Genomic DNA, 13,332 nt, shown 5'->3' with positions numbered 1-13,332 from the left:
CGCGGCGATCGCGGCAGCTTCACGAGCCCACGAAGCATCCGCGAGGGGTGGATCGTCAGGCCGTGGCACCTGAACGCCCCGACGGGTAAGAACGAGGGGGTCGCTGTTCGGGCGACCACACGAGGAGGCACCGTGATCGACCGCACCGGCCTGGCGACATTCCTGCTCCGACGGCGGGAGTCGCTGCAGCCAGAAGACGTGGGCCTCTCGCGGGGCCAGCGCAGGCGCACCCGTGGGCTGCGACGCGAAGAGGTCGCCGCGCTCAGTCACATGTCGACCGACTACTACGCCCGGCTGGAACGCGGCACGGGTCCTCACCCGTCGGAGCAGATGGTGGCGTCCATCGCGCAGGGCCTGCACCTCACCCTCGCCGAACGCGACCACCTGTTCCGTCTCGCCGGCCACAACCCTCCCGCGCGCGGCACCGCCACCGATCACGTGAGTCCAGGCCTGCTGCGCATTCTCGATCGATTGGATGACACGCCAGCCGAGATCATCACCGAGCTGGGTGAGACCCTCCGACAGACCCCGCTCGGCGTGGCCCTCACCGGTGACGCGTCCCTCCGCACCGGTGCCGCGCGCAGCATCGGGTACCGCTGGTTCACCGACGCAGCAGCCCGCGAGGTCTACCCGCCGGCGGATCGGCCCGTGATGTCGCGCCTCTACGCCTCCGGACTGCGCGAGATCGTGACGCTGCGTGGGCCCGAATCGCGGGCCGCCCAGTTGGCCGCGCGCATCTCCGCCGAGAGCGACGAGTTTCGCGCGCTGTGGGCGGAACACGAAGTGGGCCTGCGCCCACCCACGACGAAGCATTTTCTCCACCCGTCGGTCGGGCCGCTCGAGCTCGAGTGCCAGACCCTGCTCGACCCGGAGCAATCGCACCGCCTGCTCGTCTACACCGCGGTGCCGGGCAGCGAGAGTTACGAAAAGCTGCAGCTGCTGTCGGTCGTCGGCGCGCAGAGCATGGCCTGACCGGCACGACTGAGCCACCCGGGGCACGACTGAGCCATGTCTGCGCTCGGTCAGAGCCGGCCCGCCCGAAGGGTGGTCCCGCGGTCAGTGGCTCATCAGGCACTGAATGCATTTCGCGCACGGTCGCAGTGTTGGTGTCACACCACTCATCGCGGTGGTGAACCGCAGACCAGAGGAGCCCCCATGCCACGCATCGACGACACGTTCATCCCCGACCTGACCGGCACGCTCGCCGTCGTCACCGGCGCGAGCGACGGGATCGGCCGCGTCATCGCCGGGCGCCTCGCGCGGGCCGGCGCCGAGGTCATTCTGCCGGTGCGCACGCGCTCGAAGGGAGAGGCGGCGGTTCGCGGCATCCATGACGCTGTTCCCGGCGCGAAGGTCACGCTGCGCGACCTCGACCTGTCGTCGCTGGACTCCGTGGCCGCCCTGACCGGCGAACTCCGCGCGGAGGGTCGGCCGATCGACCTGCTCATCAACAACGCGGGCGTCATGCAGCCGCCGCAGCGCCAGGAGACCCGCGACGGGTTCGAGCTGCAGCTCGGTACCAACCATCTCGGACACTTCGCCCTCACGCTGGGCCTCCTTCCGCTGCTGCGAGACGGCGGCGCGCGGGTGACGCATCAGACGAGCATTGCGGCGCGAAGCGGTGGGATGCAGTGGGACGACCTCAACTGGCAGCGGAGCTACGACGTGATGAAGGCCTACGTCCAGTCGAAGATCGCAGTGGCGCTGTTCGCCCGCGAGCTCGACGCCCGCAGCCGCGAGAGTGGCTGGGGTATCAGCAGCAACCTGTCGCACCCCGGTGTCTCGCCCACGAATCTGCTCGCCGCGCAGCCCGGCCTGGGCCGTCCACGCGAGACCGGCAGCCGCCGCGTCATCCGGGCCATGTCACGGCTCGGCGTCACCGGAACGGTCGAGACCGCCGCGATGCCCGCGCTGCGGGCGGCTGTCGGCGCCGACTCGCGCGGCGACCAGTTCTTCGGCCCGAAGCGCTTGATCGGCGGCCCGGCCGTAGCGCAGCAGTTCTGGGCGCCGATGCTCGACATGAACGACGCCCGCCGGGTGTGGGAGGAGTCGGAGCGGCTGGTCGGGGTGCGCTTCACGGTCTGACGGGCGTTGCCAGGGTCGGCGCACTGCACTGTCGCCGGGGCGCCGACCCTCGACCGTTAGCGTTTCCCGATTGCCGCGGGCGACTCCCACCCTTCGAGGATCGCGCGCACGGCATCGTTCCGTTCGTTCGCCTTCGCGTCGGCGAGTGCCGCGGTGATCACGTCGTCGATGAGCACCCGCTGGTGGGTCTCGGCCGACGTGACCGCGGCCTCGACCATCGCGAGGCTGTAGATGTTCGAGTGGATCTCGCCCGACGGCGTCTCGCCGGTGCGCAGTGCGCTGACGAACTCGGCGAGCGAACCCGCAATCTCTTCTGGGCCCGCCGCCGCGGCATCCGCACTCTCCGAGACGGCAGTCGCAGTAGGAGCATCATCAGCAGACGACGCCGACACCCGCTCCACCGTCGGCTGGCCCTCGCCGTCCCACGTCGCCGTGCCGCCGGCGCCGCTGACGCGCCACGACCCGTTCCACGACGTCTCGAGCCCGTCGCTGCACCAGCTGCCGGTATAGACGTAGCGCGTGCCGCCGCTCAGCTCGAAGACCGCGGTGGCCGCGGCATCCGCCCGGTACCAGCTCCAGCTCGGGTTGAACTCGTCGCAGTACACGGCGACCGGATCCTGCTCGACCAGGTACCGCGCCACGTCGAACGCGTGGATCGCCATGTCGACGAGCAGCACGTGCTGCATCTCGTCGCGAAAGCCGCCGAACCGGGGTGCCTTGAAGAACTCGGTCGTCACCATGCCGATGTCGCCGAGGCCGCCGACCTCCGACCGGAACGCCGCGAGGCTCTGGTAGTACCGCCGGGACTGGCTGATCATCAGCAGTTGTCCGGCGGCCTCCGCCGACGCGGCGAGCGACAGCGCGAGGCTCACCGTCGGGGCCGCCGGCTTCTCGCACAGCACGGGCAGTCCGGCGAACATGGCCTCGACGTTCACGGGGTGGTGCGCGACCGGCACGGTCACGTTCACCACCGCGTGCGCGCCGGTCTCGGCGGCCAGCGCGGAGACGCTGGTGCCGACGGGGGTGCCGTCGAGCCCGGCCGCATCGAGGGCCGCTCGCGCAGCATCCATATCGAGGTCGACGACGCCGACCAGGTCGACGTCGGCGTTCGCGGTGAGCGCGGCGATCCACTGCTTGCCCATGCCGCCGGCGCCGACCAGCACCATGCGCACCGGCTCGGTCGCGCTGGCGAGCGTCTGGAACGCCGCCATCACTCCACCTTTTCGCTGTTGTTCATCGCGCCGGTGTAGTCGCGGCCGGTGTAGAAGTCCTCGGTCTCGTAGCGCAGCAGCACCGGAACCGCGCGCTCGGGGCGCACCGTCCTCGCCCACTCGACGCCGTTGGCGATGACCCGGCGAACGTCGCTGTGGTGGTAGACCGGAAAGTCCTGATCGCCGGGGCTGAAGAAGAAGATCTTGCCGAAACCGCGTTTGAACGTGCAGCCCGACCGAAAGACCTCCCCTCCGGAGAACGTGCTGAGGAACACCAGCTCGTCGGGCGCGGGGATGTCGAAGAACTCCCCGTACATCTCCTGCTGCGGAATGATGAATGGATGCGGGATGCCCCGCGAGATCGGGTGGGTCGGGTCGACCGTCCAGACGATCTCGCGGTCGGCCTCAGACCGCCAACGCAGCGTGCAGCTGGTGCCCATGAGCTTGCCGAAGATCTTCGACCAGTGCCCGGAGTGCAGCACGAGCAGCCCCATTCCGGCGAGCACGTGCGAGTGCACGCGTTCGACGACCTCGTCACTCACCTCGTCGTGAGCGGCGTGCCCCCACCAGACGAGAACGTCGGTGGCGGCGAGCACCTCTTCGGTGAGTCCGTGCTCGGGGTCGTCGAGGGTCGCCGTCGTGACGGTCGCACTCGCGCCGAGGTTCTCCTCGATGCCTTCGCGGATGGTTTCGTGCATTCCATTCGGATAGATCTCGGCGACGTGCGGCTCGACTTTCTCGTGGCGGTTCTCGCCCCAGACGACGACGCGGACGGGGGTGGATGCTGCGGACTGCTCGGTCACGGTGATTCCTTCGATCTACATCTGTTGATGGGGTGGTTCGGGCCGCGGTGGCCCCTCGTATACAGCCGGTTCCTATTTCACGGCACCTCCCACGGCACCGGCGGCAATGAACCGCTGCGCGATGACCAGGAGCACGATCGCGGGCAGCGACGACAGAACGGCGGTCGCCATCACGGCGCTCCAGTTGCCGACCTGCGAACCGAGGTACTGGTAGATGCCGAGGGTCACCGGGCGCACTTCGTCGGTCGTCGTGAGCGTCAGCGCGAAGAGGAAGTCGCTCCACGTGAAGAGGAACGCGAACAACCCCGCGGTGATCAACCCGTTGCGGCTGATCGGGATCACGATCGACACGAAGGCCCGAAAGAACCCGGCCCCGTCGACTCGCGCCGCCTCGATGATCGAGGCCGGAATGCTCAGCATCGACGCGCGCAGGATGAGGATCGCGAACGGGATGGCGTGCGTGGCATCGGCGAGGATCAGCCCGGGGATCGAGTTGAGCAGCCCGAGGTCGTTGTATGCGGTGTACAGCGCATTGGCGATCACGATTCCCGGGATCATCTGCGAGATCAGGATGGCCAGCAGCGCGGCCCCCACCCAGCGGAACCGAAACTGCGCGAGCGCGTAGGCCGCGGGCGCGGCGACGGCGAGGCTGAAGACCACGGTGCCGAGCGAGACGATCAGGCTGGTCAGCAGGTTCGCCCCCTGGTCGGCGATCGCCGTCTGGTAGCCGGCGAAGCTCGGATTGACCGGAAACCACTCGCCGGAGAGCGTGTTGCCCGATGGCTGCAGCGACGCGTTGACCATCCAGTAGATGGGGAACAGCATCACGGCGAGGAAGAAGATGCCGAGCACCGTGAATACGGCCGACGGAACCTTTCGAACGCCACGCCGCTCGCTCAGGCTCGGCTGCGGCCGCGGTGCGTCGACGGGGGTGGAGATTATCGAGGTCATCGCGAGCTCCTATTCGTCGACGGCGCGTCGGTTGGCGCGCAGGTAGATGAGGGCGAACAGCAGCGACACGATGATCAGCACGTTGCTGTATGCGGCGCCGACCCCGAACTCGAAGCTCACGAACGACTCCTGGTACGAGCGGATCGAGAGGGTCTGGGTCGAGTTCGCCGGGCCACCGTCGGTGAGGCCCAGGATGATGTCGAGCACCTTGATCGTGTAGACCACCCCGAGCACGAGCACCACGCTCACCACCGGTCGCAGGTTCGGCCAGGTGATGTACCGGAACGCAGCCCAGCCGGTGGCGCCGTCGAGGGCCCCCGCCTCATACAGCTCCTCGGGGATGTCCTGCAGCCCTCCGTAGAGGATGGTCACGTTGAACGGGATGCCGATCCAGATGTTCACCAGGATCACGGCGATCAGGGCGACGCCGGGCGACGTGAGCCACGGCACCGGTTCGACGCCGAACACGCCGATGAACTGGTTGAGCACCCCGCTGTCCTGGTCGAGGATCGACCGCCAGGTCGCGCTGGCGACGATGAGCGGCAGGAGCCACGGCAGCAGCAGCATCGAGCGGAGGAAGTTGCTCAGCGGAAAACGGCGCTTGAAGAACACGGCCAGGGCGAGGCCGATCGCGAACTGCCCCGCGATCGACCCCACCGTGAACAACGCCGTGTTCACCATCGACGGCACGAACAGGTTGCTCGTGAAGATCGTCACGTAGTTCGCGAATCCGACCCACGGGGCCTCACCGGTGAAGAAGGTGCGCGACGTGTATTCCTGCAGGCTCATCGTGACGTTCTTGACCACGGGGTAGCCGAAGAACAGCAGCAGGAACAGGCCGGCCGGCACGACGAAGAGGATCTTCGTCACCTTCTCCATCGTCCACCGCCGACGACGGTGCACGGGCGGTTCAGAGGCCTCGATAGTGGATGACGCTCTCGGCGACGTTTCCAGTCGGGTCATGGCCTAACCCGCAGCCGCTTCCTCGAACGCATCCGTCGGGGTGGCCTGATCGGTCAGGGCGAGCTGGATCGCGGTGTAGATCACGGTCGCCGCGTCTGGCCACTCTTCGCCGAGCTGACCGGTGCGCGACCGGGCGTTGGCCACCTGTTCGGTGAATGATGCCATCTCCGGCACGTTCTCGACGTACTGCTCCGCGAGGGCGGTCTTCGTCGGAACGGTGTAGCGGGCTTCGGCGAGGGTCAGCTGGTTCTCGTCGTTGCTCATGCACGAGACGAACTCGGCAGCCTTGGCCTGCTTCGCGTCATCGCCGGTGACCGGGACCGTCCAGACCTCGCCGCCGAGGGGCGCGATAGGCGTCTGGCCCTCTTCGCGCACGGGAATCTGCACGGTGCCCCAGTTGATCTCCGGCGTCTCCTGCAGGGCGGGGATCTGCCACGGCCCGTTGATCATCATGGCCGCGTTGCCCGCGGCGAACTGGTCCTTCACATCGGCCTGCGACCAGTTGAGAACGCTGCTCGATGCCGAGCCGGACTGCACGAGGTCGACCTGCAGCTGCAGGGCCTCCGCGACCTCGGGGGTGGTGAGGTCGGTCTCGTCACCACCGTTGGTCCACATGAACGGCAGGAATTGCCAGCTGCCCTCGTAGGTGGCGATCGCCGAGAAGGCGATGCCGTACTGGTCGCCGGTGGTGAGGGCGGCGGCCGCGGTCTTCAGCTCGTCCCAGGTGGTCGGCGGCTCGATGCCCGCCGCCTCGAGCAGGTCGGCGTTGTAGAAGAGGCCGATGGTGTTGGCGGTGGGGGCGAGTCCGTAGACCTCGCCTTCGTAGGTGGCCGCTTCGAGCATCCCCTCGGCGAATCCCGACGTGTCGACGTCGTAGTCGCTGAGCGGCGACAGCCCGCCCGTTGCCGCGATCTCCTGCAGGTCGGGATTGTCGAGCATCAGAACGTCGGGGAGGGTTCTCGACGACGCCTGCTGAAGCACCGTCTGGATGAGGTCGGCACCGGGCACGGTGCGTCGGTCGATCTCGACGCCGATCTCCTCACCGCAGTTGTCGATGGCCGTCTGGATCAGGGTGCTGTCCGGCTCGTTGTTGTAGTAGTCGAGGATCGAGAGGCTCTCCACCTCGCCGCCGCCGGATCCCGAGTCGCCCCCGCCGCTGCAGGATGCGAGCACGAGCGGGGTGATGGCGGCGACCGCGAACACGGCGGTCATCCTCGAGCGAAAGCGCCTCGTACCTGCCCGATTCGCTGGGGCGGCAGAGGGGCCGAAGGTCATTCTGGGGCTGCGTGCAGTCGTCATCGTGTGGCTCCTTTGCCGTGGTGATGGTCGTTACCGGTGCGTCCACGAACCGGTAAACCGCTTTACCGCCACAGTCTGTTTCGCCGCTACCGACATGTCAAGGAAAATATCTAACCGCTTTACTACGAGACTGGGACGACCCCGGAATCGTGGGAGACTTCCTGCAAACGCCGAAACTCCCGAGCGCACGGCAACGGAACATTCGAAAGAAGGCACGCGTGGTCACGATGCGCGATGTAGCCCGCCTGGCCGACGTGTCGGTGGCCACGGTGTCGTTCACGCTCAACAACACGAAACCCGTCGCCCCGGCGACCCGCGAGCGGGTCGAGCAGGCGATCCGCGACCTCGGCTTTCGGCGCAACGAGGTGGCTCGCGCCCTCGCCAGCAAGCGGTCGCGCGTGCTCGCCGTGCTCTACCCGGCGCTGCAGCACCGGTTCGGCGGCACCGTCGTGCACTTCTTCACCAGCGCCGCCCGTCGCGCGAGCGAGCTCGGCTACAACCTGATCCTGTCGCCCATCGACAATGACGCCGGTCAGCTCGGCGACCTCACCGCAGGGGGCCTCGTCGACGGGGTGCTGCTGATGGAGGTGCAGCTCGACGACCCGCGCGTGACGTCGCTGCTGCAGACGGGCACCCCGTTCGCCATCATCGGACGCACGCGCGAACCCGATCTGCTCACGTATGTCGACATCGACTTCGAAACAACGATGGCAGCATCCATCGAATATCTATCGAACCTGGGGCACACCCGCATTGCCCTCGTCACCGGCAGCGTCGGAAGCAGCCTGCTGACCGACTACGGGCCCGTCGTGCGCACCGAGGCAACATACGGCGCGATCATGGCCACCCGTGATGGCGATGCCGTGATGATCTCGTGCGACGAGACGCCCGCGGCCGGCCGCGACGCCGCCAGCAGGCTCATCGAGGCGAGTCCCGACCTCACCGCGGTCATCGTCATGAACGAGCAGGCGGCGTTCGGGCTCGTCAGCGGCTTTCGCAACCTGGGCTTTCGGGTGCCAGAAGACATCTCGGTGATTTCGATGAGTTCGTCGGCAGAGATGGCGGCGATGTCCGATCCCACCCTGACCCTGATGGCCGCCCCGGGTGTCGAGCTCGGGCGAATGGGCGTCGACGCCCTGGTCGACAAGCTGGAGGGACGGGCGGCGAACGGCGAGACACAGGTGCTCCTGCCCTGCGTGCTCGTCGAGGGCGAGTCGACCGCGCGGGTGCGCGAGGGCGGGTAGTCGCGGGCGCCAAGACCACCTGACCGATGAGGGCGCGGCCACCATCGCGAAGCTCGTCAGGGCCGCGGCGGTCTCGCGTCCCGCGGGTCGCTGAACAGCCGTCAGGCCCGCTCGGGAAACTCGCTGATGTCGCGGCCCCAGTCGGAAGCGGCGTCGGCGAGCGCGGTCAGTCGCACCCTGATGTCGAGTGCGGCGGCCTCGTCTTCCGGTGCGCCGAGGCCCCCGGGCGGACGGGCCTCGGCGTCGAGGAACACCCGCACGGTGACCGAATCGCCGGCGTATGCCACGACGCCGAAGGCGATGTTCGGTTCGACGAAGGTCAGCGTGGGCAGCACGGGCGGAGTGGACTGACTCCACGGCAGCGACGGGAGGGGCAGCACGGCGGGAGCCATCGGTCTTTCTGCGCCCCGGCTGACCCCCACGAGCCAGTCCTGCAGTGCCTGCGCCTCGGTCACCAGCAGCGACGGGTCTTCGAACTCCGAGGTCGCTGCGGGAGTGATTACCGCCCCGCGCACGACGAGCCAGTTGTCATCCCATTCGTCACCGGTCGCCTCGGCGAATTCGTAGCGCACCGGTGCCAGCGTGAATGCGGACTCGCCCGCGTCGTCAGCGATGCGCATCGGAGGGGTTCTCGGAATGACCGCCGGTTCCTGCCCGCCCGCCCGATACCTGTGCCAATTGCTCGCGCAGCACGCGCACCCTGGAACGCCGCGCCCGGGCTTCCAGCGGCGTCCAGACGACCAGGCCCGCAAACAGAACGACGCTCGCCCACATGGCGACCGCTGTGGGCCCCGTGGCATTCAGTGCAAGCACCACGTACAGCACGGCCAGCGCGGCAAAGAAGATGGCGAAATACTTGGCCTTGTTCGCGCTTGCATCGTGCCGATCCAGCAGGGTCGACCACAGGTGCGGATCGGCACCCGTGGGAAGCGTCCGTGACCGGAAGGCGCGCCGCAGCGCTCTCGTCGCAGCTTCCCCTCCGTTTTGCCGCACCGTCGAGGCGAAGATGCATCCCATTGCGACCCCGAACACGACGCCGCCCAGCGCGCCGGAAACCGGGGAGAGGTTGCCCGTCATTGCCCAGGTGAGGAGGGTGAACAGCACGGCGAAAATCACGCCGGAGGTCAATCCCCCTGCTCCTACGCGCTGTCGCTCATCGGGAGTCAATCGCTGCCGCTCGTTCGCGCTCATGCGACAAGGATAAATCCTCGCGAATGTGAGCCGGAAGGCGGCATCCACCATCGCTCTATGTTTACGAGCGAAGACTCACCCGACGGTCCGCGGCGTGCGCCCAGATGAGCACGGGAATGAGCAGGAGCGCGAGCACCCCGCCGGCGAGCGACAGGGTGGCGAAACTGGTGCCGGCCATCACGATGCTCGACATGATGCCCGCCCCCGCACCGGCCAGCGCGATGAGCACGTCGAGCGTGCCCTGCACCCGCGCGCGATTGGCCGGCACGGTGTTGTCGACCACCAGCGCGGTGCCGGCGATGAGCCCGAAGTTCCAGCCCAGCCCGAGCAGCGCGAGCGCCACAATGAGCAGGGCCAGGTCGTCGGCGGGCGCGACCGCGGCGGTGACCCCGGCGGCGAGCAGGGTAACCCCGGCTGCGATCGCCATGGGCGTTCGGCCGACCCGGTCGACGAGGGCCCCGGTCAGCAGCGACGGCAGGTACATCGCGCCGATGTGCACGCTGATCACCAGTCCGATGTCGCCCAGATCGTGATCATGGGCCCGCATGTGCACCGGCGTCATCGTCATGATCGCGACCATCGCGATCTGCGTCAGCACCATGACGGCGGCGCCGATGTACGCACCGGTTCCGGGACGGGGAACGGTCGACGCGTCCTCCTGGCCAACTGCAGAATTGGATGCCTCGGCGGCCGCCCCCGCGGCGAGCTCCCGCGCCAGCACGAAGGGATCCGGGCGCAGCAGAACGAACAGCACGGCGCCCGCCCCCAGGTACGCGGCCGCCGCGAGCAGGAACGGCCCCGCCAGCGCGGGGATACCGAGCCCTAGCGCCAACTCACCGAGTGGTTGCACCAGGTTCGGACCGGCGACGGCGCCCGCTGTGGTGGAGACCAGCGCGATACTCACCGCGCGTCCGCGCACCGCGGGGAGTGCGAGGTCGGTGCCCGCATACCGCGCCTGCAGGTTGGTGGCGGTGCCAGCGCCGTAGACGAGGAACGATGCAAAGAGCAGCGCGGGGCTGTCGATCACGGCGGCGATGACGACGCCGATCGCTCCCGCCCCGCCCGCCGCGAAGCCGGCACTGAGCCCGATGCGACGTCCCGATCGCTGGGTGACGCGCCCGACGATGTATGCCGTCAGCGCTGCTCCCAGCGTGAACAGGGCGGCCGAGACGCCGGCGAAGCTGTCGGAGCCGAGCATGTCCTGCGCGAGCAGGGCGCCGACGGTGACCCCCGCGGCGAGACCGGCACCGCCGAGGATCTGGCTCAGCACCACGACGGTCAGGGTGCGTCGCTGCACCCGCGCGCGGTCGACCTCGGCGCTCACAGCGCCCCCACGGCGATCGCGGCGGCTTCCGCCACCAGCCGGTCGTCGTACTCGGCCCCCTCGACGCCGCGCGTCGACATCACCGCAATCACGATCGCCTCTCCCGTCGACGGCCAGACGACGGCGATGTCGTTGCGGGTTCCGAATCCCCCGGCTCCCGACTTGTCGCCGATCGTCCAGTCACCTGGCAGGTCGGCGCCCACCAGCGAACCACCGGTCTGGCTGGCCACGAGCCACTCCGTCAGCTGCGCGCGCTCGGCCTCGGGCAGGGCGTCGCCGAGCACGTATTCGCGCAGGCTCCCCGCCATGGCCCGCGGGGTGCTGGTGTCCCGCTCGTCGCCCGGCGCGGCTTCGTTGAGCTGCGGCTCGATGCGCGACACCGTGGTCGTATCGTCCCCGAGCACGGCGAGCGCGCGGTCGAGCTCACCGGGCCCGCCGAGGGCCTCGAACAGGTAGTTGCCCGCCGTGTTGTCGCTGAGCGTGACCGCGGCGTCGGCGATCTCGGCGAGGGTCATGCTTCCACCGACACGGGTCTCGGTCACCGGCGAGTACGACACGAGGTCGCTCGACGCGATGGCGACCGGCTGCTGCATCCCATCGATACCGAATCGGCCGAGAGCGGCTGCGGCGGCAAGCGCCTTGATCGTGGATGCGTAGGCGAACCTGTCGTCGGCCCGCCACTCGACCTCGACACCCGTGCCGGTGTCGACGGCGAAGACCCCGAGCGTCGCGTCATAGCGTGCCTCGAGTTCGTCGAACTCCGCGATGAAATCGACCGGTGCAGGGGCGGTGGTGGATGCCGCGGCGCTCGGGCCCGTCGTCGCGCCCGCGTTCCCCGCCGTCGATGCGCTGCCGCACCCCACGAGCACCGCGCCCGCGAGCGCGACCAGGGCGATGGTTCGTGTCGATCGGCCCAGTACGACAGGCATGAGCTCCCTCTGCGCCGGGTGTCCCTCACCGCAGCAGCGATTCCCAGTCTGCCGGAACCCGGTCGCGCGGCCCGGGGGCGGCCTGGTCGGGACGGTAGGTGTTGTTGCCGCGGGGCCGAGGTCTACAGACGGATGTCGCTGAGGAATACTGCGTCGCGGTCGTACTCTGCCGCCTCGGCGAGCAGGTGCGGCTTGCCGAGCTCGTCGGCCTTCGCGATGGACATGGCCGCGAGGTCGTGCAGCCGGATGACGGCGACCCGCAGTACGTCGCTGATCGTGGCATCCGACCCATACGCATCGAGGATGAGCTGCACGCGTCGCCCCGCGTCGCCCATGCCGGGGGCGTTCGGCGGGGTCACGGCACCGAGGGGAACGGCCCTGGTCGCGAAGTAGGCGATGTCCCAGAGCCGCGGCCCGGGCGAGCCCATGTCGAAGTCGATGGCACCGATGATTACGCCGTCGCGAAAGGCGAGGTTGTGGGGCGCGAAGTCGTTGTGGCAGATGACCTCAGAGGGGATCTTCGACGGCGACTGCCAGACCGAGCCATCGATACCAAAGCCGATACTCGCGTCGTGGAGCTGCCGCAGCATGCGGGCGCCCTGCTCGAGAACGGCATCGGCGAACACCCACCCGGGCAGCGGATAGAGGGGCACGTCGCCGTCGATGAACGAGAGGCGCTCGCGGTCGTCCTCGATGGCGAGCGGCCGTGGAGCCCAGTCGACGCCCGCGATGCGGAGGTAGTCGAGGTAGCGGTGCACGGTCGGGGTCCACGGGCCGGCGGTGCGCAGCACACTGTCGCCGTGTCGCTCGACCGCGTTCATGTTGCCGCCGGGCAGGGGTCCGTCCATCGGATCAGCCTATATGCGGTGGGGTTCGGTGCGGGTGCGGGCGGTTCGGGCGCTGCCGGCGGGGGTCGGGGCGGGCGCTGCCGGCGGCGGTCGGGTCGGTCCTCCGTTCAGGCGCTGCCCGTGCCGGCGCGGGAGAATGGATGCATGTCCTCCGTCAACCCGAACGACGACCCCACCCGCATCCGCAGCCAGGCATCCCTCACGACCTCGAACGGGCGCAGCTGGCTCGTCCTCGGCGGCCTCCTCGCCGCGATCGCGGTGGGTGTGCTCATCGCGCTGATGGACCGCCCGCCGACCGGTCTCGCGCTGGGGGCCGCGATCACCGTGGTAGTGCTCTATGCGGCGATGGTCGTGGTGCGCCTGGTCACGGCGCCCGGCCGACGCCGCCTCGCACTGCTCGCCACGGGCATGCTCTCTATCGCTGCGGTCGCCCTGGTGGCGGTCGCGATCATCGCGAACTCGGCGAGGGTCGTCTGAGCGTCGA

General features: G+C 68.8%; 14 protein-coding genes. 4 read left to right on the top strand and 10 right to left on the bottom strand.

The window, feature by feature from the left end; all coding sequences use genetic code 11:
• The first annotated feature begins 132 nt into the window (after positions 1-132).
• Both G5S38_RS00285 and G5S38_RS00280 read left to right on the top strand, forming a co-directional pair.
• Positions 133-972: a helix-turn-helix transcriptional regulator gene (locus tag G5S38_RS00285; protein ID WP_165063193.1), complete on the top strand. Its 840-nt coding sequence runs from the start codon at positions 133-135 to the stop codon at positions 970-972.
• 183 nt (positions 973-1,155) lie between these two features.
• A complete protein-coding gene (locus tag G5S38_RS00280; protein ID WP_165063192.1) occupies positions 1,156-2,085 on the top strand; it encodes an SDR family oxidoreductase in 930 nt (309 codons plus the stop codon).
• Between the two features lie 56 nt (positions 2,086-2,141).
• Here G5S38_RS00280 and G5S38_RS00275 read toward each other — a convergent pair whose 3' ends face one another.
• From G5S38_RS00275 to G5S38_RS00255, 5 genes are all read right to left on the bottom strand, one after another.
• Complete coding sequence (locus tag G5S38_RS00275) at positions 2,142-3,296, bottom strand: Gfo/Idh/MocA family protein (protein WP_165063191.1); 1,155 nt, start codon at positions 3,294-3,296, stop codon at positions 2,142-2,144.
• Positions 3,296-4,099 carry a ThuA domain-containing protein gene (locus G5S38_RS00270; RefSeq protein ID WP_165063190.1) on the bottom strand — a complete coding sequence of 268 codons (804 nt, stop codon included), beginning with the start codon at positions 4,097-4,099 and terminating at the stop codon, positions 3,296-3,298. Before G5S38_RS00270 ends, G5S38_RS00275 begins: the two co-directional genes overlap by 1 nt.
• Before the next feature lie 72 nt (positions 4,100-4,171).
• Positions 4,172-5,050 carry a carbohydrate ABC transporter permease gene (locus G5S38_RS00265; protein ID WP_165063189.1) on the bottom strand — a complete coding sequence of 293 codons (879 nt, stop codon included), beginning with the start codon at positions 5,048-5,050 and terminating at the stop codon, positions 4,172-4,174.
• A gap of 9 nt (positions 5,051-5,059) precedes the next feature.
• Complete coding sequence (locus G5S38_RS00260) at positions 5,060-6,013, bottom strand: carbohydrate ABC transporter permease (RefSeq protein WP_165063188.1); 954 nt, start codon at positions 6,011-6,013, stop codon at positions 5,060-5,062.
• A gap of 3 nt (positions 6,014-6,016) precedes the next feature.
• On the bottom strand, positions 6,017-7,225 hold the full coding sequence (locus G5S38_RS00255; protein WP_165063187.1) for a sugar ABC transporter substrate-binding protein: 1,209 nt from the start codon (positions 7,223-7,225) through the stop codon (positions 6,017-6,019).
• A gap of 314 nt (positions 7,226-7,539) precedes the next feature.
• Here G5S38_RS00255 and G5S38_RS00250 point away from each other — a divergent pair, with 314 nt between their 5' ends.
• Positions 7,540-8,556, top strand: coding sequence for a LacI family DNA-binding transcriptional regulator (locus tag G5S38_RS00250; RefSeq protein ID WP_235928838.1), 1,017 nt, complete (start codon positions 7,540-7,542; stop codon positions 8,554-8,556).
• Positions 8,557-8,657: 101 nt separating this feature from the next.
• Here the strand turns inward: G5S38_RS00250 and G5S38_RS00245 are convergent, their stop codons facing one another.
• The 5 genes from G5S38_RS00245 to G5S38_RS00225 all read right to left on the bottom strand — a co-directional run bounded on the left by G5S38_RS00245 (position 8,658) and on the right by G5S38_RS00225 (position 12,848).
• Positions 8,658-9,176 carry a WapI family immunity protein gene (locus G5S38_RS00245; protein WP_165063185.1) on the bottom strand — a complete coding sequence of 173 codons (519 nt, stop codon included), beginning with the start codon at positions 9,174-9,176 and terminating at the stop codon, positions 8,658-8,660.
• Positions 9,163-9,747, bottom strand: coding sequence for a hypothetical protein (locus G5S38_RS00240; RefSeq protein ID WP_165063184.1), 585 nt, complete (start codon positions 9,745-9,747; stop codon positions 9,163-9,165). Before G5S38_RS00240 ends, G5S38_RS00245 begins: the two co-directional genes overlap by 14 nt.
• Positions 9,748-9,808: 61 nt before the next feature.
• On the bottom strand, positions 9,809-11,071 hold the full coding sequence (locus G5S38_RS00235; RefSeq protein WP_201276536.1) for an MFS transporter: 1,263 nt from the start codon (positions 11,069-11,071) through the stop codon (positions 9,809-9,811).
• Positions 11,068-12,000 (bottom strand): class A beta-lactamase, encoded by a 933-nt coding sequence (gene bla / locus G5S38_RS00230; protein WP_165063183.1) that lies wholly within the window; start codon positions 11,998-12,000, stop codon positions 11,068-11,070. Before bla ends, G5S38_RS00235 begins: the two co-directional genes overlap by 4 nt.
• A 122-nt stretch (positions 12,001-12,122) precedes the next feature.
• Positions 12,123-12,848, bottom strand: a complete 726-nt coding sequence (locus G5S38_RS00225) for a phosphotransferase (protein WP_165063182.1) — start codon at positions 12,846-12,848, stop codon at positions 12,123-12,125.
• 144 nt (positions 12,849-12,992) lie between these two features.
• Between G5S38_RS00225 and G5S38_RS00220 the strand changes: the two genes are divergently transcribed.
• Positions 12,993-13,325 carry a hypothetical protein gene (locus G5S38_RS00220; protein WP_165063181.1) on the top strand — a complete coding sequence of 111 codons (333 nt, stop codon included), beginning with the start codon at positions 12,993-12,995 and terminating at the stop codon, positions 13,323-13,325.
• The last annotated feature ends 7 nt before the right edge of the window (positions 13,326-13,332 follow it).

Source organism: Marisediminicola senii (assembly GCF_011057645.1).
Lineage (GTDB): Bacteria > Actinomycetota > Actinomycetes > Actinomycetales > Microbacteriaceae > Marisediminicola > Marisediminicola senii.
The sequence above is the reverse complement of the archived record's forward strand: the minus strand, read 5'-3'. Positions and strand labels throughout refer to the sequence as shown.